Source organism: Geomonas anaerohicana, assembly GCF_016458305.1.
GTDB lineage: Bacteria > Desulfobacterota > Desulfuromonadia > Geobacterales > Geobacteraceae > Geomonas > Geomonas anaerohicana.
Map to the genome: position 1 here is coordinate 15653 of NZ_JAEMHL010000005.1, position 23352 is coordinate 39004.

General features: G+C 62.0%; 19 protein-coding genes. 4 read left to right on the forward strand and 15 right to left on the reverse strand.

Translation table 11 applies throughout. The annotated features are described in order from the left end of the window. Nucleotides 1-104: 104 nt before the first annotated feature. The 3 genes from JFN91_RS11090 to JFN91_RS11100 form a co-directional block, all read right to left on the reverse strand. The gene (locus tag JFN91_RS11090; protein ID WP_199389268.1) at nt 105-1385 is read right to left on the reverse strand and encodes a (Fe-S)-binding protein; all 1281 of its coding nucleotides are present in this window, start codon (nt 1383-1385) and stop codon (nt 105-107) included. A gap of 148 nt (nt 1386-1533) precedes the next feature. Further along, on the reverse strand, nt 1534-2910 hold the full coding sequence (locus JFN91_RS11095; RefSeq protein WP_199389269.1) for an FAD-binding oxidoreductase: 1377 nt from the start codon (nt 2908-2910) through the stop codon (nt 1534-1536). 143 nt (nt 2911-3053) lie between these two features. Then, on the reverse strand, nt 3054-4334 hold the full coding sequence (locus tag JFN91_RS11100) for a nickel-dependent lactate racemase family protein (protein WP_199389270.1): 1281 nt from the start codon (nt 4332-4334) through the stop codon (nt 3054-3056). A 375-nt stretch (nt 4335-4709) separates the two neighbouring features. Here JFN91_RS11100 and JFN91_RS11105 point away from each other — a divergent pair, with 375 nt between their 5' ends. Beyond that, nucleotides 4710-6752, forward strand: coding sequence for a sodium-translocating pyrophosphatase (locus tag JFN91_RS11105; RefSeq protein ID WP_199389271.1), 2043 nt, complete (start codon nt 4710-4712; stop codon nt 6750-6752). Between the two features lie 674 nt (nt 6753-7426). On the opposite strand, the gene glgA is transcribed toward JFN91_RS11105, so the two are convergent. The 4 genes from glgA to clpB form a co-directional block, all read right to left on the reverse strand. Beyond that, on the reverse strand, nt 7427-8989 hold the full coding sequence (gene glgA, locus JFN91_RS11110) for a glycogen synthase GlgA (RefSeq protein ID WP_199389272.1): 1563 nt from the start codon (nt 8987-8989) through the stop codon (nt 7427-7429). A gap of 89 nt (nt 8990-9078) precedes the next feature. After that, the gene (locus JFN91_RS11115) at nt 9079-10338 is read right to left on the reverse strand and encodes a M48 family metallopeptidase (protein WP_199389273.1); all 1260 of its coding nucleotides are present in this window, start codon (nt 10336-10338) and stop codon (nt 9079-9081) included. A 165-nt stretch (nt 10339-10503) separates the two neighbouring features. Then, nucleotides 10504-11391, reverse strand: coding sequence for a DNA-binding protein (locus tag JFN91_RS11120; protein WP_199389274.1), 888 nt, complete (start codon nt 11389-11391; stop codon nt 10504-10506). A 129-nt stretch (nt 11392-11520) separates the two neighbouring features. Beyond that, entirely contained in the window at nt 11521-14112 is a 2592-nt protein-coding gene (gene clpB, locus JFN91_RS11125) for an ATP-dependent chaperone ClpB (RefSeq protein WP_199389275.1), read from the reverse strand. 231 nt (nt 14113-14343) lie between these two features. Here clpB and JFN91_RS11130 point away from each other — a divergent pair, with 231 nt between their 5' ends. Next, nucleotides 14344-14910 (forward strand): RNA polymerase I-specific transcription initiation factor RRN3 family protein, encoded by a 567-nt coding sequence (locus tag JFN91_RS11130; protein WP_236015098.1) that lies wholly within the window; start codon nt 14344-14346, stop codon nt 14908-14910. Between the two features lie 125 nt (nt 14911-15035). Here the strand turns inward: JFN91_RS11130 and JFN91_RS11135 are convergent, their stop codons facing one another. Next, entirely contained in the window at nt 15036-16109 is a 1074-nt protein-coding gene (locus JFN91_RS11135; RefSeq protein WP_199389276.1) for a branched-chain amino acid aminotransferase, read from the reverse strand. A 216-nt stretch (nt 16110-16325) separates the two neighbouring features. Here JFN91_RS11135 and rpoH point away from each other — a divergent pair, with 216 nt between their 5' ends. Continuing rightward, a complete protein-coding gene (gene rpoH / locus JFN91_RS11140) occupies nt 16326-17177 on the forward strand; it encodes an RNA polymerase sigma factor RpoH (RefSeq protein WP_199389277.1) in 852 nt (283 codons plus the stop codon). A 211-nt stretch (nt 17178-17388) separates the two neighbouring features. On the opposite strand, the gene JFN91_RS11145 is transcribed toward rpoH, so the two are convergent. From JFN91_RS11145 to JFN91_RS11165, 5 genes are all read right to left on the reverse strand, one after another. Continuing rightward, entirely contained in the window at nt 17389-18414 is a 1026-nt protein-coding gene (locus tag JFN91_RS11145) for a peptidylprolyl isomerase (RefSeq protein ID WP_199389278.1), read from the reverse strand. 250 nt (nt 18415-18664) lie between these two features. Then, on the reverse strand, nt 18665-19249 hold the full coding sequence (gene plsY / locus JFN91_RS11150; RefSeq protein WP_199389279.1) for a glycerol-3-phosphate 1-O-acyltransferase PlsY: 585 nt from the start codon (nt 19247-19249) through the stop codon (nt 18665-18667). Nucleotides 19250-19403: 154 nt separating this feature from the next. Further along, nucleotides 19404-19832 (reverse strand): MauE/DoxX family redox-associated membrane protein, encoded by a 429-nt coding sequence (locus tag JFN91_RS11155; protein WP_236015099.1) that lies wholly within the window; start codon nt 19830-19832, stop codon nt 19404-19406. Beyond that, a complete protein-coding gene (locus tag JFN91_RS11160; protein ID WP_199389280.1) occupies nt 19829-20341 on the reverse strand; it encodes a rhodanese-like domain-containing protein in 513 nt (170 codons plus the stop codon). Before JFN91_RS11160 ends, JFN91_RS11155 begins: the two co-directional genes overlap by 4 nt. 120 nt (nt 20342-20461) lie before the next feature. Then, nucleotides 20462-20896 (reverse strand): UPF0158 family protein, encoded by a 435-nt coding sequence (locus JFN91_RS11165; RefSeq protein WP_199389281.1) that lies wholly within the window; start codon nt 20894-20896, stop codon nt 20462-20464. Nucleotides 20897-21001: 105 nt separating this feature from the next. On the opposite strand from JFN91_RS11165, the gene JFN91_RS11170 reads away from it, so the two are divergent. Continuing rightward, a complete protein-coding gene (locus JFN91_RS11170) occupies nt 21002-21715 on the forward strand; it encodes a UDP-2,3-diacylglucosamine diphosphatase (RefSeq protein WP_199389282.1) in 714 nt (237 codons plus the stop codon). Here JFN91_RS11170 and JFN91_RS11175 read toward each other — a convergent pair. Together JFN91_RS11175 and JFN91_RS11180 are read right to left on the reverse strand one after the other, a co-directional pair. Beyond that, a complete protein-coding gene (locus JFN91_RS11175; protein ID WP_199389283.1) occupies nt 21712-21948 on the reverse strand; it encodes a YkgJ family cysteine cluster protein in 237 nt (78 codons plus the stop codon). The two genes, JFN91_RS11170 and JFN91_RS11175, sit on opposite strands and share 4 nt — an antisense overlap. Nucleotides 21949-21980: 32 nt before the next feature. Beyond that, nucleotides 21981-23318 (reverse strand): penicillin-binding transpeptidase domain-containing protein, encoded by a 1338-nt coding sequence (locus JFN91_RS11180; RefSeq protein ID WP_199389284.1) that lies wholly within the window; start codon nt 23316-23318, stop codon nt 21981-21983. Nucleotides 23319-23352: the final 34 nt, after the last annotated feature.

Consider the following 23352-nt stretch of genomic DNA (forward strand, 5'->3'; position numbering starts at 1 on the left):
TTGTCAATAAGAAAAAGAGTGTATACAGGCAAAGTATCGGAAATACGAGGGGTTCTAAAGTGGGGCTAAAAAGGAGGGGGGAGGCGGCTGACAGGGGTTGCCCGTCAGCGCCTTATTTTGCGGGCCAGAAGCTCGACGGTATGCAATACCCTCGTTTTATCTCCTGCCTGTTTTAGGCCGTCGGAGAGCTGCATGATGCAGCCGGGGCAGCCGGTGACCACGGCGTCGGCACCGGTGTCGATGATCGCCTTGCTCTTGCCGGCGTTGATGTCGAGCGAACTCTCGTAGTGGTAGACGTTGAAGGTGCCGCCCAGGCCGCAGCAACGGTCGGCCCCTTCCATCTCCACCAGGTCCAGTCCCGGGGTCTCTTTGAGCAGGGTGCGCGGCTGCTTGGCGATGCCGGCGGTCCTGTGGTGGCAGGGGTCGTGGTAGGTGATGCGCATCCTTTGGCCTGTGCCGGTCTCTTCCGGGTGCAATCCCAGTTTCTGCAACAGCACCGCCGCATCCACCGTTTTATCCGCCACTGCCTGGAGCCGCGCCTTCAATTCCGGGTTCCTCTTGCCGATCACCAGCGGGTAGAGCTTGTGCAGCGCACCGCCGCAGGTGGCGCAGGCGGTCATCACGTAGTCGGCCTGGTGCTTCTCGATGGCGGCCAGGTTCTGCTCGGCCAGTTCGCGCACCGTCTCCAGGTCGCCGCCGGACATGCCCGGCAGACCGCAGCACTGCTGCCCCTGCGGGATGATCACCGTGCAGCCCAGGTGACGGAACAGGGCCAGCGTCGCCTCGCCGATCTCGGTATAGACGAAGTTGGTCATGCAACCCACGAAGAAGACGACGGTCGGCTTGCCCGGCTCCCCCTTGATGATTTCGGGATGGCGTTTCATAAACGGCTTCTTGGCGATCTGCGGTATGTGACGGCTGCCGCCGATGAACGGCATCGGGAAGCGGAGCCTCAGGCCCGAGGTAGCCGGGACCTTCCTGAAGAACACCGGCCCGAAGATGGCCGCGGCGAGAGCGCCGAAGTTCATCAGCTTGCGGTTCCTGATCACCTGTCCCACCGCCTTGTGGAAGGTGGTGAGGCCGCGCCGCTGCGCCAGGGCCTCGCGGGCGGCGATGACGATCTCGTCGGTGGGAACCTGGTTCGGGCACTTGTCCACGCAGCTGCCGCACAGAAGGCACTTGGACATAGCCGAGTAGGTGCCGTCGTCGAGGGTGATGTCTCCCTTGACCAGGTGTTGGGCCAGGGCGACCTTGCCGCGCGCCGTGGCCGGCTCGCGCTGGAAGGTGCCGAAGGCGGGGCAGTTGGCGCGGCAGGCGCCGCACTTCACGCATTTCTTCATTTCCTGGGTGACCCGCTCGAGCGGGTCGGTGTGCTTCTTGGTCATGCTGGTTCTCTCTTCTTAGCAGCAATGGGAGCTATGGGAATTTTGGGAGGCCTGGGAGTGATGGGAAACCCATAGTCAATTGTCAGTTGTCAGTTGTCAGTTGTCAGTTGTCAGTTGTCAGTTGTCAGTTGTCAGTTGTCAGTTGCCGTTACGGCAGCATCTTGCCGGGGTTCAGGATGTTGTTGGGGTCGAGGGCGCCTTTGATGGCCTTCATGGCGGCTATCTGCTCAGCGTTCAGCTCCAGGGGGATGTAGGGCTGCTTGGCAAGGCCTACGCCGTGCTCGCCGGACATGGTGCCGCCCAGGTCCAGCGCGGCCTGGAACACTTCCTTGATCGCCTCGTGCGCCTTCTCCAACTGGCCCGGCACACTCTTGTCGATCATGATGTTGACGTGGATATTGCCGTCGCCGGCATGGCCGAAGTTGACGATGGGAATGTCGTAACGCTTCTGGATCACCTCGATGCGCCGGATCACGTCGGGTACCTTGCTCCTGGGGACGACGATGTCCTCGTTGAACTTGTCCGGGTTCACGTCGCGCAACGACGGCGACACCAGCCGGCGCACCCGCCACAACTCCTCGCTCTCGGCGGCGTCCTTGGCGACCCGGAACTGCACCAGGCCCAGCGGCTCAATCAGCTTGTGGATCTGCCCGGCCTGCTTCTCGATCAGGTCGCGGTCACCGTCCACCTCGATCAGGAGCACCGCCCGGGCGCTGTCCGGCATGCCCAGGTTGAAGCGTCGCTCGACGCAGGTGAGGGTGGCGTGGTCCATGAACTCCAGCGTGGTCGGAATGATCTTGTTCTTGATGATGGTGGAAACCGCGCGCGCCGCGCCGTCGATGGAATCGAACACGGTCAGCATGGTCTTCTTCGAGTCCGGGTAGGGGAGCAGCTTGAAGATGATCTTGGTGATGATCCCGAGCGTCCCCTCTGAGCCGCACAGAAGCTTGGTCAGGTCGTAGCCGACCACCCCCTTCACGGTCTCGCCGCCAGTGCGGATGATGGCGCCGGTCGGCAGTACCACCTCGAGCCCCATCACGAAGTCCTTGGTGACCCCGTACTTGACGGCACGCGGGCCGCCGGCGCACTCGGCGACGTTCCCCCCCAGGGTGGAAAATTTGAGCGAAGCAGGATCGGGCGGGTAGAAGAGCCCGAGTTTTTCCACTTCCATCTGGAACGCCTCGGTAACCACACCCGGCTCGACCTCGGCCACCAGGTTGTCGGTGTCGATCCTGAGGATGCGGTTCATCCTGGTGGTCACCAGCACCACGCCGCCCCCCTTGGGGAGGGCTCCACCGGTGAAGCCGCTGCCGGCTCCCCTCGGGAAGACCGGGAAGTTCTCTTTGTTGGCGAGCTGCAGGATGCGGGAAACCTGCTCGGGGCTGTCCGGATGCACCACGGCGTCCGGGAGAAACTCCATCTGGGTGGCGTCGTAGCCGTAGCAGATCAGGTCCTGCGCGCCGGTGGCGATGTTCTCGGCTCCGACGATGTCGGTGAGTTGCTGAAGGGTGCGTGCGTCTAGCATCTAGTATTCCTTTCGTCGGTTGCTCCTCCCCCTGGAGGGGGGAGGTTGGGTGAGGGGACGTTTCGGCAGTTAGTCCATCATCCTGCCCCCTCCCTGTCCCTCCCCCTCCGGGGGGAGGGGACCTTGGGGTGTAGCTTTGGTGGTCAGGTCTGCATCAGCGGCAGCACCGTGCCTCCCTCGGGGATCAGGTACGCCTTGTAGTCATCCGGGAGCATCGGCACTGCCAGTGCCATCGCCTCGTCCAGTGTCGCGGCCGGGATCATCCCCATGGTGCGCACCTCTTGCGCCGGGAGCTTCGACACCAGGACGATCTTGAAGCGCTCTGCCTTTTCCTTCACCGACCAGGCGGTCTGCCCATTGATCTCGTAGCGCTTCCGGAGCGCGGACTCCAATTCGGCGCAGGTCGGGTAGCTGAACCAGTTGAAGAAGGTGGCGTTGCCGTAGCCGTCGCGGCACTCGGCGAGGAGGATCATGATCCCTCCGGGCCTCAGTGCGCGACTGGCGTACTCCATCGACTTGTGGGCCTGGATCAGGTTGATGTCCTTGGGAAAGCCGCCGCAGGACACGATGACCAGGTCTCCCTTCGCCTCGATGGGCGCGGAAAACGTGTCGTTGTAAAACCGGCATCCGGCAACGTGCGCGGCCTGCCAGTCGCCGGCGTAGGCGGCGCAGATCTGCTTGTCGGGGCCGAGCACCGTGTTCAGGATGAAGTCGGGGGCGACCATGCCGCAGGCCTCCAGCATCGCTTCGTGGACCGGATTCCCCTCCAGGTTGCCGGCCACCGCCTTCGGGTGCCTGCCGCTCCCCTCGTCCGGGTTCAAAAGCGAGAAATGGCTCGCCATGCAGCTCTTGCGGCTGGAGACGCCGGGGAGGATGCTCTTGCGGCCGCCGCCGAAGCCCGCGAAGTAGTGAAAGGTGACGGCTCCGGTCAGGATGACCCGGTCCGCCTCGGTAACCCTGCGGTTCACCTCCACCGGCACGCCCCTGTGGGTGTCGCCGAGGTAAACCAGTTCGCCGGGGTCGTCGCAGTCGTGGTCGGTGACCTTGATCCTGCCGTACAACTCTCCCGCGATCTTCTTGTGTTCGGCCGGAGTCTGCTTACGGTGGATCCCAAGCGCGATGACGATCTCGATATCCCGGTCCTTGATGCCGACGGAGTTGAGTCGTGAGACCAACAGGGGAAGGTAGACCTCACTCCCGGTGGGACGGGTCACGTCGGAGGTGACGATGACTACGCGGTCGCCGGGGGCAAAGCTCGCCAGGGAATCGGTACAGCCGTCGAGAGCGCGCTCGACCAACTCGACCGGTGTTCCCTGCCGCTGGAAAGGGCGGGGGCTCAGCACGGAAAGGAGATGTTCAGGAGCAACCTGCAGAGGATAGCTGTGATCGCCGCATTTAAGCTCTAGCATCGGGTTATGATACATATTCGTCCTCCGATACGCAACTGTTTACCAGATCCAACTGGTTGGATAAGGAATTGAAGTGACTGGCATAGATGTGGACATGCCGACTGTCTGGCTGGGCGAGGGGCGGGCGAATGATTATTCGCCCCTACAGGGCATCCAGGAGTTGTCTCACCCCCACTGCGGGCGGCCAGGTCAGGTTCTGCCGGAGCAGACGGATGTGTGGCCGTAGCGAAGTATACGGCAGGTAGATAAAAATGTTTTAAGAAACTGTGCGCAGAGGTATGAATTAGATTGACAAAATGGGGCGTTTTCGATAACAATCACCCGTTTTTATGACTATGTTGGAAGGCACGCCTTTTTTTGAGGCATATCCAAATAGGAGGAATTTTTTCAATGGAACAGTATGCAGTAGTCTTCGCCCTGGTCTGTGCCGCGGCTGCAGTCGCCTACGGTCTGATCTCGGCCCAGTGGATCCTGGGACTTCCCCAGGGTAACGAGCGGATGAAGCAGATCGCCTCCGCGATCCAGGAAGGCGCCGGCGCCTACATGAAGCGTCAGTACACCATCATCGCGGTGGTGGGCGTTGCCATGTTCGTCGCCCTCTTTGCTTCCCTCGGCTGGATGACCGCGGTAGGCTTCCTGGTCGGCGCCGTGTTCTCCGGTCTCACCGGCTTCATCGGCATGTTCGTCTCGGTGCGCGCCAACGTGAGGACCACCGAGGCTGCCAAGTCCGGCATCCACAAGGCTCTCAACGTTGCCTTCAAAGGCGGCGCCATCACCGGCATGCTGGTCGTCGGTCTGGGCCTTCTGGGCGTGGCTGGCTACTACATGTTCCTGCAGCAGGTCATGCCGGGCGCTCCGGTCAAGGAAGTGGTTGGCCAGCTGGTCGGCCTCGGCTTCGGCGGCTCGCTGATCTCCATCTTCGCCCGTCTGGGCGGCGGTATCTTCACCAAGGGTGCTGACGTCGGCGCCGACCTCGTTGGTAAGGTCGAGGCTGGCATCCCCGAGGACGACCCGCGCAACCCGGCCGTCATCGCGGACAACGTCGGCGACAACGTCGGCGACTGCGCCGGTATGGCCGCTGACCTCTTCGAGACCTACGCCGTTACCCTGATCGCCGCCATGCTCTTGGGCGCCATCAGCTTCGGCAACCCGGGCGCCGTCAGCTATCCGCTGATCCTGGGCGGCATCTCCATCATCGCTTCCATCATCGGCACCTACTTCGTGAAGCTGGGCGGCTCCGGCAAGATCATGGGCGCTCTCTACAAGGGCCTCATCGCTTCCGGCGTGATCGCCTGCATCGCCTTCTACTTCGTGACCGTGCAGATGTTCCCGCAGGGGCTTGCCGAGGCTAACGGCGCGGTCATTTCCGCAACCAACATCTTCATCTCCGCCATCGTCGGTCTGGTCGTTACCGGTGCCATCTTCTGGATCACCGAGTACTACACCTCCACCGAGTTCGCCCCGGTCAAGCACATCGCCGAGGCTTCCAAGACCGGCCACGCCACCAACATCATCGCCGGCCTGGGCATCTCCATGAAGGCGACCGCCCTGCCGGTCATCGTCATCTCCGCGGGCATCATCGTCGCGGCCAACTGCGCCGGCGTGTACGGCATCGCCATCGCCGCCGTATCCATGCTCTCCCTGACCGGCATCGTCGTCGCCATGGACGCCTACGGCCCGATCACCGACAACGCAGGCGGCATCGCCGAGATGGCCGAGCTGGACGACTCCGTCCGCGCCGTAACCGACCCGCTCGACGCGGTCGGCAACACCACCAAGGCAGTAACCAAGGGCTACGCCATCGGCTCCGCCGGTCTGGCCGCCATCATCCTGTTCACCTCCTATGTCCAGGAGTTGACCATCGCCGACAAGACCTTCTCCCTTTCCGATCCGAAGATCATCGTCGGTCTCTTCATCGGCGGCATGCTTCCCTACTACTTCGCCGCTATGTGCATGGAAGCCGTCGGTAAAGCAGGCGGCGCGGTCGTCGACGAAGTCCGTCGCCAGTTCCGCACCATCAAGGGGATCATGGAAGGTACCGGCAAGCCCGACTACGCTTCCTGCGTCGACATCGTAACCAAGACCGCTCTCAAGGAGATGGTCGTTCCGGGCCTCATTCCGATCCTCGCCCCGATCATCGTCGGCTTCACCCTCGGGCCGAAGGCTCTGGGCGGCGTCATCGTTGGCTCCATCGTCACCGGTATCTTCGTGGCCATCTCCATGACCACCGGCGGCGGCGCTTGGGACAACGCCAAGAAGTACATCGAGGACGGCTATCACGGCGGCAAAGGTAGCGAAGCCCACAAGGCTGCCGTTACCGGCGACACCGTCGGTGACCCGTACAAGGACACCGCCGGCCCGGCGGTCAACCCGATGATCAAGATCATCAACATCGTGTCCCTGCTCATCGTTCCGCTGCTGAACAAGATGTAGCACCGGCTTTAGTTGAAGCGAAAAAGGCGTCCCGGATTTCCGGGGCGCCTTTTTTATTAATTAATAATTGCGGTGGGCCAGAACCGATCCGGATTTTGCACTGTTTTTTCCGAAATAGTGCAATTCCTGACGGGAATCTCACTATTCTGCTGTAAATAGTGCAATTTCGGATGAAATCTCACTATTCTGTCGGAAATAGTGCAAACCTGGATGAAAATACCACTATTTCATCTGAAATAGTGGAAACTCGATCCGGAATCGCACTATTCCGAATGAAATAGTGCAATCTTGCCAGCGAATAGCGCTGTTTTTTTTGAAATAGTGCAAACCTGAACCGGAATTGCACTATTCCGCCGGAAATAGTGAGATCTTGATCGGCGTTTGCACTATTCCATCTGAAATAGTGAGATTCTGGACGGCTTTTGCACTATTTCGCCTGGAATAGTGCAAACCCGGTTGGGAGTCGCGCTATTGCGCCTGGCAATGCTGATGTTGTTCCTGCGAAATGTGAAATCCCCCCGGAGAGCGTCATCACGCACGGTGAGAGGCGGAGCACTTCGGGACTAGCGAACACGCCGGAGAGGTTCCCGCTGATTTTTCTCGACGTTTGGCTTGTTGCACGGGGGGGGCGCGGATTGCGATGGGAGCGACGTCTAAAACGTTTGGTTCGATCGCTATGCCTGGGGCTGATATCCTGGGGTTTCCTCGATGGATGCTTTTCCTCTGGCGGGAGTTCTCTCTGCCTCTAGTTTTCTGAACTTCTCGTCGCCCAGTTTCCTTTTCATTCCTTCCAGATAGAGCCGCTCGTACTTCTCCGCGGCATTTTCCCACGTGAAACGCTTCGCCATGGCGTTGTTACGCAGTGCCGCTATTCCCGGGGCATCATGATACCAGGTGTGCACGGCCCAACCGACCGTGTCGAAGAGTGCGCCCGCGGTCAGGTCCCAGAATTTGAAGCCGTCCCCGCTGCGGGTCTGCGGGTTGAAGTTCTCCACCGAGTCGTCCAAACCTCCGGTGGCACGCACGATGGGGAGGGTGCCGTAGCGCATGCTGTACATCTGGTTCAGGCCGCAGGGTTCGAAGGCTGAGGGCATCAGGAAGAAATCACAGCCCGCCTCGATGCGGTGGGCCAGGCTGTTGTCGTAGCCGATGCGGCACGCGAAACGATCGGGTCGGTCGGCCGCCATGCCGCCGAAATAGAAGTGCGCCCACGGCTCGCCGGCACCCAGGAGCACCAACTGGATGTCGAGTTCGAGCAGGCGGGGGAGCGCCTGCGCCAGGACGTCGATTCCCTTCTGTTTCACCAGGCGCGACACCATGCCGACCAGGGGCACATCCTCGCGCTGGGGCAGTCCCAGGGCGCGCTGCAGTTCGCTTTTGCAGATTGCCTTCCCCGAGAGATCCTGGGCGCTGTAGTTGGCGGGGAGAAGGCGGTCCTCCTCCGGGTTCCACTCGTGGTAATCGACCCCGTTCAGGATGCCGGAGAGGACGTCGGAACGCTGGCGCACCACGCCTTCCAGGCCCCACCCGTACTCGGGCGTCTGGATCTCGCGGGCGTAACCTTCACTGACCGTGTTCAGCATGGTGGCGTGGTAGATCCCGCCCTTGAGGAGGTTCACCTGATCGTCCATTTCCAGTTCCAGGAACGTGAAGTGGTCCCAGCCGATTCCGAGGACGTCCATGGCCCCTTCATAGAAGCTCCCCTGGTGCTGCATGTTGTGGATGGTAAGGAGCGAGGCGGCCTGGGAGAGGTGGTAGTCGTGGCGATACCACGTGTTCATCAGCACCGGAACCGCTGCGGTATGCCAATCGTGCGCATGTACCACGTCCGGGGTGAACTGGATCATCTTGCACAGTTCGAGGCTCGCCTTGGACAGGAAGATGAAACGGTTGTCGTTGTCGAGGTAGCCCTGGTTGTCCCTCTCGTAGAGGGAGTCTCGCCCGTAGAAGTCTTCATGTTCAAGAAAGTAGATGGGGACGTTGGAACCGGGCATGGTGCCTTGGGACACGCCGCAGTACATGTTGCCGATGATCCCCATGGGCACCACCAGCACGCCGGGGAGTAGGCGCAACTGGTAGCGCTCGCGGTCAACCTTGTAGTAGCGAGGCATCACGACGCGGACGTCGTGGCCGCGTGCCTGGAGGTATTTGGGGAGGGCGCCGACTACGTCGGCCAAGCCCCCTTCTTTGGCGAACGGCACTGCTTCTGAGGCGGTGATCAGGATGTTCAGATGCATTTCGATCGGCTCCTGTTGCTGGTCTTGTGGCGTATAGGCCCCAGCAAAAATACCAGAACACGAAGGGAGACGCAATGAGGTTGTGTTAATTATTCCGACGCACCCTCCCTCTTCATGCCGCGCAAGACTGCGACTCGGTCCACAACCGGAGGATGGCTGTAATAGAAGGCGGCGTAAAGCGGGTGCGGGTGCAGGTTGGAAAGGTTCTCGGTGGAGAGTTTCACCAGGGCCGCGGCGAGGGCGTCGGGAGCACCGGAGAGATCGGCCGCGAAACGGTCGGCTTCCCACTCGTTGCGGCGCGACAGCCAGGAACCGATGGGGGTCAGCGGGAACGAAACGATGGAGAAGATGAAGCTCACCATGAGGATCTGGGCCAGGAACGAGGCTTGCGGGAGGCCGAACAAGAGCGGCAGGCCGCCCCACGCAATCACCTGGTGCACCAGGAAAAAGAGTGCGAGCGCGGCGGCTTCCATGAGCACCAGGCGTTTCCAGATATGTCCCTTCTTCCAGTGTCCCGCCTCGTGCGCCAGGATCGCCAGGAGTTCCGGGCGCTGCATCTGCTTCAGCAGCGTGTCGTAGAGGACGATGCGCTTGACGCGGCCGATGCCGGTGAAGTAGGCGTTGGAGTGGAGGCTGCGCCGCGAAGCGTCCATCTGCTGCACGTCCTTCACCTTGAGATCCGCCTTTTGCAGCATCTCGCGAATTTCCTCCTCCAGTTCCGGGTCGCCCAGCGGCTCGAACTTGGAGAAGAGCGGTTCGATGATGTAGGGGGAGACGTAGATCATGACGATGGAGAAGAGGGCGAAGAAGGCCCAGACCCAAAGCCACCACAGACCGGGAGAGTGTTGCACCAGCAACAGGGCTGCGCTGATGACGATGGCGGTGAGGGCGGCGGAGAGAAGGGTCGACTTGAGAAGATCGGAAAACCACAGCCCCGGCGTCGTCGTGTTGAACCCGTAGCGCCGCTCCAGGCGGAAGGTGCTGTACAGCGAGAAGGGGATGTCGAGCACCTCCTGGATCAGGGTGAGCACCAGCATGAACAGCACGCCCCGGAGCACAAAGGAGCCGGTGAGCGAGGCGATCCACTGGTCGTAGAGCGGTAGCAGCGGGGTGAACATGAAGATGAGCAGGAGGGCGCTGTCGTAGATGGAGTCGATCAAGGCCAGCCGGCTCTGCGCCAGCGTGTAACTCGCGGACTTGGCCAGCGCCTGCGCATCGACGGCATCGGCGAACCCTTCCGGCACGGTGCTGCCGTAGCGCCTGAGGTGGCGCAGGTTCAGGTAGCGCAGCAGGCAGGCCGCGGCGAAACGTGCGAGGTAGAGGGCTATCAGCAGAGTTGTGGTGGACATGGTTGGTCTCCGGCAAATCCCCTCTGTCTCCCCTTCGCAAAGGGGAGGACGCGGGCTCTCGTGCTGCGCTTCGTGGAGAAAGGGTACCCGCAACTCAGGACGAATCCAAAAAAAAGCCCTCCGTCTGGACGGAGGGCTTTTGCCTTGTTTGGATCACCGGGCGTGTTACTTCTTCACACTGCCCTTTTCGATGATGGCGGTGTACTTGTAGCCGCCGCCGAAGTCCTTGTCCTTGGCGAGGGTGCCGGAGACGGTGATGACATCGCCCTCTTCCGCGTTGTCGGTGGTGGTCACCACGAGGTCGTTGGTCTTCTTCTTGTCATTGCCGGTGCCGTCCTGCAGATGCAGCCAGTTCTTGTTCATGATGCCGGTGGCGGTTTTAACCACCTGGCCGCGCACCACCACCTGCTTGCCGTTCAGCGAGCCGCGCTTGGCGAAAATCTCTTCCACGGTGTAGGCGTTGGCGCCGGTTGCCTTCTCCACCTTGATCTTCTCGCCGGGAGCGGCCTTCTTGGCCTCCTTGGCGGCGGGCTTGGCCGCACCTTTAACTTCCGGAGCGTTGCAGAACAGGATGCTGTCGAAGGTGCGGTTCAGGGTCTTGCTCTGGAACTTGCTCATCGGCATGCAGCCCTGGAAGGACAGGGTGTCGCCGACGCGGGTTTCCAGCACCGGGTAGGCAACCCAGGTTTTGGTGCCGTCGGCCACTTCCAGGTTGGCGTAGGTGTAGCCGCCGCCTGCCATGGTCTCAATGACCTTGCCGGTGGGGTTCGTGTTGATCTCGGCTGCCCCGGCTTCGGCGGGAGCAGCACCACCCATCATCATGGAATGGCCGCTTTTGGACATGCTCTTCTGGATCGCCTCGGCCTTGGACTCGGGCGTCTTGGCTGCAGCGTCGGCTTTGACATCGGCCTTGGCATCGGCTGCTTTCGGTGCTGCAACCGCTTCGACCTTGGTGTCAGCCTTCTCGGGTGCTTTGGGTGCGTCAGCACAGGTCCCGGCCACCGGCAGCGCCAGCGTGACGAGGACGGACATAATGGTGGAATAACGCTTCATCTGAGACTCTCCCCCACATCGAATTGCCGCCAGGGCGGCGCAAAAGCCTAGCTTTGCGCCGCGTACAATAGCAGCTTAAAGATAAAATATCAATTTGTTAATTTTTGTTTATTGTATTCGCTATCTTCGCTACTTGCGGCCGATGGCGAGGGAACTCCCGTCCCCTGCCACGTCCACCTGGACCGTGTCTCCGGGGCCGAACTTCCCTTCCAGCAGCATGAGCGCCAGCGGGTCCTGGATCTTGCGCTGCAGGGCGCGCTTCAAAGGCCGTGCGCCGTAGGCGGGGTCGTAGCCTTCCCGCGCCAGGAACTCGCGTGCCTGCTCGGTGACCTCCAGCCCGATGCTCTTCTCTTCCAGCCGCCTGGTCAGGGACTGCAACTGTATCGAGACGATCTCCTTGATCCGCTCCAGGGGGAGCGCGTGGTAGATGACGATCTCGTCGACGCGGTTCAGGAATTCCGGCTTGAAGGCCTCCCTGAGGGTCTCCATGACCTCGCCCTGCATCTTGGCGTAGTCGGTGGCGCCGTACTGCTGGATCCACTGTGATCCCAGGTTGCTGGTCATGATGATCACCGAGTTCTTGAAGTCCACCGTCCGTCCCTGCCCGTCGGTCAGCCTGCCGTCGTCGAGTATCTGCAGGAAGACGTTGAACACCTCCGGATGCGCCTTCTCGATCTCGTCGAAGAGCACGATGCAGTAGGGGCGGCGCCGTACCGCCTCGGTGAGCTGTCCGCCCTCCTCGTAACCGACGTAACCCGGAGGGGCTCCGATCAGGCGGGCCACCGTGTGCTTTTCCTGGTATTCGCTCATGTCGATGCGCACGATGGCCTGGTCGTCGTCAAACAGGAACGACGCCAGGGCCCTGGCCGTTTCGGTCTTGCCGACCCCGGTGGGGCCCAGGAAGATGAAGGAGCCGATGGGGCGGTTCGGGTCGGAGAGGCCGCTCCTGGCCCGGCGCACCGCGTTGGCCACCAGGGTGAGCGCCTCGTCCTGGCCCACCACCCGGCTTTTCAGCCGCTCTTCCATGCGCACCAGCTTCTCGCTTTCGGTCTCCAGCATCCGGTTCACCGGGATGCCGGTCCACTTGGCGACCACCTCGGCCACCATCTCGGCGTCCACCTCCTCCGGGAGCATCTTCCCTTCCTTCTGGATTTGTTCCAGGGTGAGGCGCTTGTCCTCGATCTCCTTCTCGATGGCCGGGATTTCGCCGTAGCGGATCTCGGCGGTGCGGGCCAGCAGGCCGTCGCGCTCGGCGCGTTTGGCCTCCTCGGCCTTGTCCTCCTTGCGCTGTTTGAGCTCGCCCAGTTCAGCCAGGAGGTTCGTTTCCCTCTTCCAATGGCTGTTCAACTCGTCCGACTGGGCCTTCAGCGTTGCCAGTTCCTCTTCCAGCTTCTTGAGCCTTTCCAGTGCCTTCGGGTCGTGCTCGCGGAGCATGGCCTCCCGCTCGATCTGGAGCTGAATGACGCGCCGGTCGATTTCGTCGATCTCGGTCGGCTTGGAGTCCAATTCGATCCTAAGCCGGGACGCTGCCTCGTCGATGAGGTCGATCGCCTTGTCCGGGAGGAAGCGGTCCGTGATGTAGCGGTCGGACAGGGTGGCCGCGGCGATGATGGCCGAATCCTTGATCTGGATCTTGTGGTAGTTTTCGTACTTTTCCTTGAGGCCGCGCAGGATGGAGATGGTCTCCTCCACGCTCGGCTCGCCGGCGTAGACCTGCTGGAAGCGCCGCTCGAGTGCTGCGTCCTTCTCGATGTGCTTTCTGTATTCGTTGAGGGTGGTGGCGCCGATGCAGTGCAGTTCCCCGCGTGCCAGGGCGGGCTTGAGCATGTTGGAGGCGTCCATGGCGCCCTCCGCCGCTCCAGCGCCCACCAGCGTGTGCATCTCGTCGATGAAGAGGATGATCTTGCCTTCGGAGCGCGCCACTTCCTTGATGACGGCCTTGAGCCGCTCCTCGAATTCGCCGCGGTACTTGGCGCCGGCGATGAGTGCTCCCATGTCGAGCGCCATGATCACCTTGTCCTTGAGCGTTTCGGGGACGTCGCCGGAGACGATGCGCTGGGCGAGCCCCTCGGCGATGGCGGTCTTGCCGACGCCCGGCTCGCCGATCAGCACCGGGTTGTTCTTGGTGCGGCGCGACAGTACCTGGAGCACGCGGCGGATCTCGTCGTCGCGCCCGATGACCGGGTCTAGTTTCCCCTGGCGGGCGAGGTCGGTCAGGTCGCGGCAGTATTTGGCCAGCGCCTGGTATTTCTGTTCCGGGTCCTGCTCGTTGACGGCCTCGCCGCCGCGCAGTTCCTTCAGCGCGGAGAGGATGCCGTCACGGGTCACGCCGTTCTGGCTCAAGAGCCTGCCGCTGGGCGTATCCTTAGATGCCACCAGCGCCAGCAGCAGGTGCTCCGTCGATACGAACGCGTCGTGCATGGTGTCCGCTTCTTTCTGGGCCTGGTCCAGGATGCGGTTCAAAGCCGCCGAGAGTCCCACCTGCGCCCCGCCGGTAACCTTGGGCAGGCGCTTGAGTACATCTTCCACGCCGTCGCGCAGGCGCGGCAGGGGAGCACCGATCTTCTTGATGAGGTCGGGAACGAAGCCCCCTTCCTGGTCGATAAGCGCGAGCAGCAGGTGTTCCGCTTCGATAGCGGGGGCCGACATGGCAAGGGCGTTTTCATGCGCCGTCGCTATCGCTTCCTGGGTCTTTACCGTCATTTTCTCAGGTCTGATCATGGGTTGCCTCCTAAGTCATAGAAGAAGATAGGGAGGGGAGGGGAGCGTGTCAAGGTGGGGGACGGTTTTTAGCTGGGTCTTTGAACGTCCGGTGCAGGTTGACAGTGGTGGCAAGGCTTGTAGTGCGCGACAAGATATGGCATTATCCGGCAGCGGAGTGGCAGAGCCCGGCGCCGTACTCAGTTGGCGAAATGCCGGGTGCGGCGCTGAGTGTCTTGCAGGGGAGCTGAGTTGGCAAAGTATAATCGCGAAGACGTCGGCATTGGTGCCGAAGACAATCCGGACGCCGAGGTGGAACTGGACCTGACGGCCGAGGACGAACTGGAAGACGACCTCGACTTTACGGCCGACGAGCATCTCTTCTACGGCGACGATCCGGAAGAATTGCTCGATGACGAAGCGGATGACGGCGAGGAACTGGTCTGGGACGCCGATGAGCTGTCGAAGCCGGTCGCTGCCACGCCGGGATGCGCCGTCAGCTTCTTCGTGGACAACAAGCGTCACCACGCCATCTGTCTCGCCGTAATCGGAGACGAGGTGCTCCTCGAGCACAAAGATGCCACCCGGTGCTTCCTGTTCATCGGCAAGATAACGGAGATCGTGCCGCGCATCCGGCGCGGGGTCGTTTCCGCCACCATCACCGTCGGCGCGCTGAAGCGCTGCCGCTACCGCACCGTCCCCAAGAAGTGGCTTCAGGAGATGATCAAAGCGGGGTTGTCCTGGAAGGGAGTCGAGGGGCCGGGCAAAGTGGCGCCTGCTCCCGGTGAACTGCTCAGGGGGCAGATGGAATTGTTTTAAGCTCCCCCCCTCCCGGAGGGAGAGGGGATGTGCGCAAAAGCTTGTATATCGGAAACAAAAAGGGGACAGGCACTTGTAAAAGTAGCCTGTCCCCTTTTCCTTTTCTTCTTTTCTGCCGGCTGTGGTTACTTCACTTTCCTGATCCAGCCGAACTTGTCTTCGATCTTGCCGGTCTGGATGCCGGTCAGGGTGTCATACAGGGTCTGGGTGTGCTTGCCCACGCCGCCGTTGCCGACCTCTACGGTCTCACCGGCATAGCAGAGCGTGCCGACCGGGGTGACCACAGCCGCGGTGCCGCTGCCGAAGGCCTCGGTGATCTTGCCGCTCTTCAGGTCCTGCATCAGGTCGTTCACGTCGATCTTGCGCTCCTCGACCTTGAGCCCCATGGACTTGGCCAGGGTAAGGACGGAATCGCGGGTGATGCCGTGCAGGATGCTCCCCTCCAGCGGTGCGGTGACGATGGTGTCGCCGTAGGCAAAGAACATGTTCATCGAACCGACTTCCTCGATGTAGCGCTTGTGCACGCCGTCCAGCCAGAGCACCTGGTCGTACCCTTTCTTCTTGGCCTCGAGGCCGGCCTTAAGGGAACTGGCGTAGTTGCCGCCGGTTTTGGCTTCACCGGTGCCGCCGGGGGTGGCACGGACGTACTTGTCCTCGACCATGATCTTGACCGGGTTGAAACCGGCGGCGTAGTAGGCGCCTACCGGGGAGAGAATCACGTAGAAGTAGTAGTGGTCCGAGGGCTTGATGCCGACGTGCGGCTCAACCGCGATCATGGCGGGACGGATGTAGAGCGACGTCCCCTCGCTGCCGGGAACCCATGCCTTCTCCTGGGCCACCAACTGCTCGATCCCTTTCACGAAAAGTTCCTCGGGAACCTCCGGCATGCAGAGCCGCTCGGCGGAGTGGTTGAAACGACGGGCGTTCATCTCGGGGCGGAACAGCGCGATGGTGCCGTCTGCCCACTTATAGGCTTTCAGCCCCTCGAAAATTTCCTGCGCGTAGTGCAAAACAAGCGCCGCGGGGTCGATCTGGAACGGCTCGTACTTCTTGATGCGGCCGTCGACCCAACCCCGGCCGGCTTTCCACTCGACCAGCAACATGTAGTCGGTGAAAATCCTTCCGAAGCCGAGCTGCGACTCGTCGGTATACTTGGCCTTCTTCTCCCCCTCGCTAATCGGTATTACCCTGATCTCCATGTGGCAGAACCTCCGGTTTTTCGGCGCCAGGCGTCGCTTATTTCGATCTTTTCGTTTACCACATTCGCAACGGCAGGTGCAAGTAATTTAACCCCCGCAAATTCACGGGCATCCCCTTGATTTTTTGCATGCGGCTTGTTATATTTATTAGCGCTCAAGAGTGGAGAGTGCTAACAAGCAGGATGCAAAACCAGCGCTCACAAGGGAGAGATCGACATGACGCACGCAATGCCGGTACCTATAGACAGCCTTACCCTGTACCTCACGGAGATCAACCGTTTCCCGCTTTTGTCGGCGGATGAGGAGATGGATCTGGCTTGCAGGTTCCGCGACGAGGGGGACCTGGAGGCGGCTCACAAGCTGATCACCTCGAACCTCAGGTTTGTCGTGAAGATTGCCGGGGAGTACCGCTCCTACGGGATGAAGATGCTGGACCTGATCCAGGAGGGGAACGTCGGCCTGATGATGGCGGTCAGGAAGTTCGACCCCGCCAAGGGGGTTCGTCTCATCTCTTACGCGGTGTGGTGGATTCGGGCCTATATCCAGAACCACATCATCTCAGCCTGGAGCCTTTTGAAGATCGGCACCACCCAGGCGCAGAGAAAGCTCTTCTTCAAGCTGAACCAGGCCAAGCAGGCGATCATCAACATGACCGGCGAAGGCGACCTGCACGCGGCGGCGATTTCGCTCGATGTGAAGGACACCGAGGCGCAGGAGATGGAACAGCGCCTGAGGGGCGAGCTGTCGCTGGACGTGGAGATGTTCGAAGGGGAGGGGGCTACCTTCCTGGAAAGCCTGCCCGACCTGCGCCAGAACCAGGAGGAGATGCTGGCCGAGCGCCAGGAGACCACCATCCTGGAGCAGACGGTGGCAAGCGCGCTGGAACAGTTGAACGAGAAGGAGCGCTTCGTCATCGAGCACCGCGTCTCGGCGGACCAGCCGCTTACCCTGCAGGAGATCGCTGATCACTTCTCCATCTCGCGCGAGCGGGTACGCCAGATCGAGGAGGGTGCGCTGAAGAAGATGAAGCGCTTCCTGACCCCGCTGGTGCTGGACCAGGCGGCTTAAACAAAAAAGGGGACTGGCTCCGTAAGGTGCCTGTCCCCTTAGCTTGAAGGGCGGCTTCCCTGCTGGGAGCCGCCCTTTTTTGTTTTGGCTCTATTAGAGGGGACTGGCTCCGCCAAGTGCCTGTCCCCCTAATGCTTGTTGAAGGTGGCTGAGCTGAAAGGAGCGTTCCGCAGAGGGACAGGCACCTAACGGAGCCAGTCCCTTCCTCCCGTCAAGGGAGGGGGAGGCCTACTGCTTCGAGCTTGGCCCTACTGCGCAGCTCCGTAACGTACGCCGCGACCAGCGGGGCCATCTTCTCCTTCTTGAGAGAGGCGTAGACGGCGGTCTTCGCCTCCTGGTAACTCTTCGGGCGCGGGGCGCGCTTTTCGGTCAGCTTCAGGATGTGAAAGCCGTAGGAAGTCTGCACGATATCGCTGATCTCGCCCGGTTTAAGTGCGAAGATGGCCTGTTCCAACCGCGGATCGAGTTCACCGCGGCTGAAGAAGCCGAGGTCGCCTCCGCGGGCTCTGCTGGGACAGTCCGAATGCGACTGTGCCAGGATGCTGAAGCTTTCTCCCTCACGTACCCGATGTAGCAGGACCTCCGCCCTTTCCCGCGCCCGCTCCTTGTCACGCTCCTCCCCGGAAACCACCACCAGTATCTGGCTTGCCCTGGCGCTGCATCCAGTCTTGAACCGTTCCCGGTTCGCTTCGTAGAAGTCCTGGGCTTCTTTAGTGTCGATGCGGACCTGACTGCCGAATCTCTTCTCGACGAAGTTGTTGATCACCAGTTCCTTGCGGATCATCTGTTCCAATTGCGGCAGGGTCAGCCCGGCCTCTTGAAGGCTGCAGTAGAACGCGGCATCGTTCAAATGCCTGGCGCGGTCGCGGGCAATCGCCTGCGCCACCTGCTGCTCCACGCCCTGGGGCACGGTTCCCGTGCTCAGCGCAGCCTGGTACAGCAGCTCGGATGCTTGCAATTGCTCGAGCGCCTCTGCTTGAAGCCCACGGAGCATGGCCGGCGACAGCGGCTGACGCAACTGACGGTTGCCGGCGAGCGCCTTGACTGCGCGATCGAGTTCGGCGCGGGTGATGGTGTTGCCGTTGACTTTCTGGACGGGGTCAGTGGCGGAGCCGTGCCTGAGAGACGGCGGGGGCTGCCATTGCTGTTTCTGGTCTGTTTGGTTACAGGCAAACAGGGGGATCAAAAGGAGTGCTATCGCGATCACCAAGGCGATCGCTCTGCTCCGAGGGGACATCCATTTCCTCCAGGTGAGGCGCAACGTTCCTGTGCAACTCCGTGGTGGACAGCAAGAGATGTACCGTTTCGGTTGCTGTCGTCGGTAATGCGCAGGTATTACAGCAGGTTGGTGGATGTGGTCGGGCGAGATCTGGAGGAGATGTGCCGAGAAGAGGGGGGGCGCGGTGCAAATGCCCCAGTCGCCTGGCGGGACGCAGGGGCATTTACCCCTGCGTCTGACCGGTCAGTGCGGCTGGTGAGCCTGGTTTTCAGGCCTTGAACTTGGTCTCGGTGCCGGCGCGGAGCCTGGCGATGTTCTCGTGGTGCTTGAGGATCACGATCACGGCGATGACAGCCGCCATGACGATGGTTTCGCGGGGGACACAGGTGGCAAAGGCCAGTGCGGGGATGCAGGCCGCGGCGCTGATCGAGGCCAGCGAGACGTAGCGCCACTTGTAGAGGACGGCGGCGAAAACGAGGATGCCGAGCAGCACGGCCAGCGGAGCGGTGCCCAGCAGCACGCCCAGAGCGGTAGCGACCCCTTTGCCGCCTTTGAAGCCGAGAAAGACGGTGTAGACGTGACCGAGGAAGGCGGCGAGGCCGATGAGAGCCACCCACATCGGGAACAGATCCAGGTACTGCGCGATGAGGACGGGGATCAGCCCCTTGAGGCAATCACCGATCAGGGTCATGATGCCGAGCTTCTTGCCGGCGGTGCGGTAGACGTTGGTGGCGCCGATGTTGCCGCTGCCACATTCCCTGATGTTGATGCCCATGCTCCGGGCCAGGAGCAGGCCGGTCGGAACCGAGCCGAGCAGGTACGCGCCGATCACGAGCAGAATTTCCGTATTCAAAACTTTCTCCCAGTGCTTAATGAAACAACGGCGCATCCTACAGTATTTCGGCTCAAACTGCAAGCCGCCGGGGGGGATAGTGTTGTGTGCTCCCCCTCCTGCGAGGGGAGGGGGGACTTTAGTCAAGGAAGGGGGGCGTGCGGTGCTGCCGGTGCTACCGGGCGCGCACCCGCTCGTAGCGCAGCACCGACGCGGTCATGGCGAGGAAAAATGCGTCACGCACCAGCGCCACCCACGGGGCGGTCTTGGGGCCGTCCGGGCGGAAACAGCCGCAGTCGATGTCGAGCCCCCGGATCATTGCGGCGGAGAGTGCGGCCATGAAAACGACGTTGAGGGCGCCGATGATCAAGGCGCCGCTTCTGACCCGTACCCCCAGGATGAGGAGCAGGCCGCAGGTAAGTTCCAGGAAGGGAAGCACCGCAGCAGTGACATAGCTCCAGAAGTAGGGGAGGATCTGGTAGGCCGCTACGCTGCCGGCAAAAGTCACGGGGTCCGCGATCTTGGGGATGGCGGCATAGATGAAGACGGCGCCGAGAGCGATGCGGAGCGCCAGGGGGATCATCGACGAGCGGAAACTTTTCATTGCTTCCCTCCCGTGGTGGGATAGCCGCCGTCGCGCCATTCGGGCAGTCCCCCCTCGAACACGTACACCGAGGCGTAACCCGCCTTGATCAGGAGCTTGCCCAGGTCCATGCTGTCGTGGCAGGAAAAACCGTTGCAGTAGGCGATGATGATGGCGTCCTTGGCAACTCCGGTCAGCTGCGGCGTCGCCTGGCGGGTCGCTTCTTCCAGCGGCAGGGACCGAGCACCCGCGATGTGCTCCTTGGCGAAGCTCGCCGCGCTCCTGGCGTCCACCAGCACCGCCTGTCCCGAGTCGTGTAGTTCCTTCACCTGGGCCAGCGCGATGGGCATGGGCAGCGCCTCCACCTGTTGGGAACCCGGTGCCGACTGTCGGGGTGCCGCCTGTCCAGCGGGGGCACCGCGCCAGGCATCGGCCAGCAGCGTTCTGTTCCAGGCGATGCCGAACAGCGCCGAGGCGAAGACGATGACCGCGATCTCCAGGGAGGTTTTGAGCCAGTTTTTCTGTGTCATGTCGGGACCCGGATGCGCGGGAGGTGCTGCCGGCGGGCGGCACCTCCCGGTTAAAGTGAACACCTCAGAGATGTTACGCAAAAGCGGCGTCCGGGTCAACGGGCGCCGCTTCGGGGGATGCTAGAATCGCTCGGGAGGGTAGATGTCGTGCTCCTCCAGCCAATGGGCGGCGCGGTCGGTTAGGAAGGCCTCGCGGGTCGCCTGGAAGCGCTCGTGTTCCTCCGGGTAGAAGGCGAGGATCTCGTGCAGCCTGCCGTGGGAGTGCTTGCCGCTGAAGGCCCGGGTCAGCATCGATCTCAACCCCTCGTTGCTGACTCTCTGAATGAAGGCGTGTACCAACTGGCGCTCCTGCCCGTAATCGAAGGGGGGAATCTCGAGGAAGCGCTCCTCCTGGGAGGCCACCTCCTCCCAGAAATTCTCGTCCTCGTACTCGGCGGGGACGGAGAAGACCTCGCCAGTCTCGCGGTCCAGGAAGTAAACCAGGTCCGGGTCGCCGTTCTCGAAGGCCTCCATAAGGTCTTCCCAGACGATCTCCAGGTTGCGTAGTGCGTGCATCGATACCCCTTAAAAAACAGGTTGAGGTCAAGGTTGAGGTCGAGATTGAACTGCACCCGCTCCTGTTCCCTTTACCAACCCGGTATTTTTGTATATATTGCGCAAATGCGCAAGATTTTCATCGCCGACGCCCACCTGAGGAGCCCGCAGGACCGGAACTACCAAACCCTGGTCCGCTTCCTGGACACGCTTCCTGCCGACACGGACACCCTCTACCTCCTGGGTGACATCTTCGAGTTCTGGATCGGCAACCCGCGGCCGGTGTACGGCCACTATGGCGCAATCGTGGATTGTCTGAAGCGGGTGAGGGCGCGCGGGGTGCGCATCGTCTACTTCGAGGGGAACCACGACTTCCACCTGGGGGGCTTCTTCAGAGATGAACTGCAGGCCGAGGTTCATCCCGGCGCCGCCGAACTGGAGATCGCGGGAAAGAAGGTCTGCCTGTGCCACGGGGATCAGGTCAACCGCGCCGACCACCAGTACCGGGCCTTGCGCTTCGTGCTGCGCAGCCCCCTGGTCAGGGCGCTGGTGCCGGTGTTCCCGCGCCGGGTGGCCGACCGCATCGCAGTCAAGCTGTCCTTGCGCTCCAACCGCCAGCACGCTGTGCGCAAGAGCCGCTGGGACTACCCGCGCATCCTGGAGAACTTCGCCCGCGAGCGCTTTGCGTCCGGGTGTGACCTGGTGCTCACCGGTCACTTCCATCTTCCGATGGAACTAAGGGAAGGGGAGCGGGTCTTCATTGCCCTTGGCGACTGGATCACCCACTATTCCTACGCCCAGTGGACCGACGCCGGCATCACGCTGGAGCGCTTCGACTAGTCCGGCCGCAGGCCGAACAGTCCCAGGTACTTAGCCACCCGTTCCTGTAAGGTCGGTGCGGCGATCATGCCGCAAATCTCGTCCGGCCGGTAGCCGCGGCACACCGCTGGGCGCTCTTCGTAGATCCGGCAGCGCTGCTCACCGGAGAGGTGGCGGCACGGTTCTCCCACCTTCTTCCCCAAGGCGCTGATGTCCGGAGCGACGCAGCAGGTTCCGCATCCTGAGCAATCCATCTTCACCTACCCGAAACAGCTAACCAAAACAGCTACCTGAAAAAGGCCTCGAGGGCCTGTTCGCCCACCGAGGTCGCCTTGATGCGCCACTTGTTCTCGTTGATGACCAGGGCGGCCAGGGCGATCTGCGGGTCCTCCATCGGTGCGTAGGCGGCGAACCAGCTGTAGTGCCCGGCGGGATCGGAGCCGTCGATGGATCCGGTCTTGGCGGCGATGCGTACCGAGGCGAGCATCCGTCTCCCCCTGCGGTCGTGGAAGGCGCGCCGCGAGGTGCCGCTCTCCACGGTGGTGGCGAGCATGTGCGCGAGGTCGCTGGCGGTCTGCGGCGTCATCACGGTGCGCAGCACCTGGGGCTTCTGGGAGAAGACCACGTTCCCCTTGGCATCCCGGATCTCGCTGGCCAGCGACGGCGCCATCATCACCCCGCCGTTGGCCACCGTGGCCATGATGGCGGCGGCGTGGAAGGGAGATATCTTCACCTCGCGGTTGAGGCCGGCGCCCATGCGCATCAGTTCATCGACAGTACCCGGGACGGGGGCCGTGCTGGCAAGGATGGGCGAACCGGGGACGATGGGCTGGTTGAAGCCGTACCTGCCCGCGTACAGGAGCAGCGGGTCGCGCCCGACCACTTCGCCGGCGAGGCGACCGTACACCGGGTTCACCGATTTCCCCATGGCCAGCGACAGCGGCATCTGCTGGTTGCCGCGCCCCGGCCGCACGCGCCAGTACTTCGGGCTCTCCGAGGTGAGTTTGCCGTTGAAGGCGAACATGGTGTCCGGCCCAACCTTCTTCTCTTCCAGGGCTGCCGTCGCGGTGACGATCTTGAACAGCGACGCCATGGGGTAGAGGTGGTAGTTGGCGCCTTTTTCCCACCCTGGTTGGGAGGCGGAATGCGAGACGGCGGCGAGGATGCGCCCGGTCTTGGGCTCGATGGCGACGAAGAGGCCGTAGGGGACCTTGTAGTCGGTGAAGAGTTTCTCGATCTTTCGCTGCACCTCTTCATCGATGCTGTAGATCACCTGCCCGCCCTGCGGCAGGGGAGCGGCGAACTTTCCCCCCTGTGCCTGCGCGTTGCCATAGGCGTCGGCGGCAAGCTTGAAGGCGCTCCCCTGGTCCAGCTTGGACAGGGAGACGGCGGCCGGGACCTCTGCCGCCGGGGCGCTTTTGGCGCGGGGGGATCCGAAGAGGGAGATCAGTGGGTAGGAGGCGAGCAAAAGCGCGATGGCCGGGAGGATGATCTTGAGCCGCTTCTTCTGCGGCTTGGTCTCCTCGATCTGCCGAAGGAACACGTTGCGTCCTTCCTCTGCCTTTGCCTTGCGGAATCGTCTGCTGCGTTTCTTTTCTTTATCGATGTCTTTTAAATCTTGCATATCCCGCTTCTGGCCCTCAGTTGAATCGGGCCAC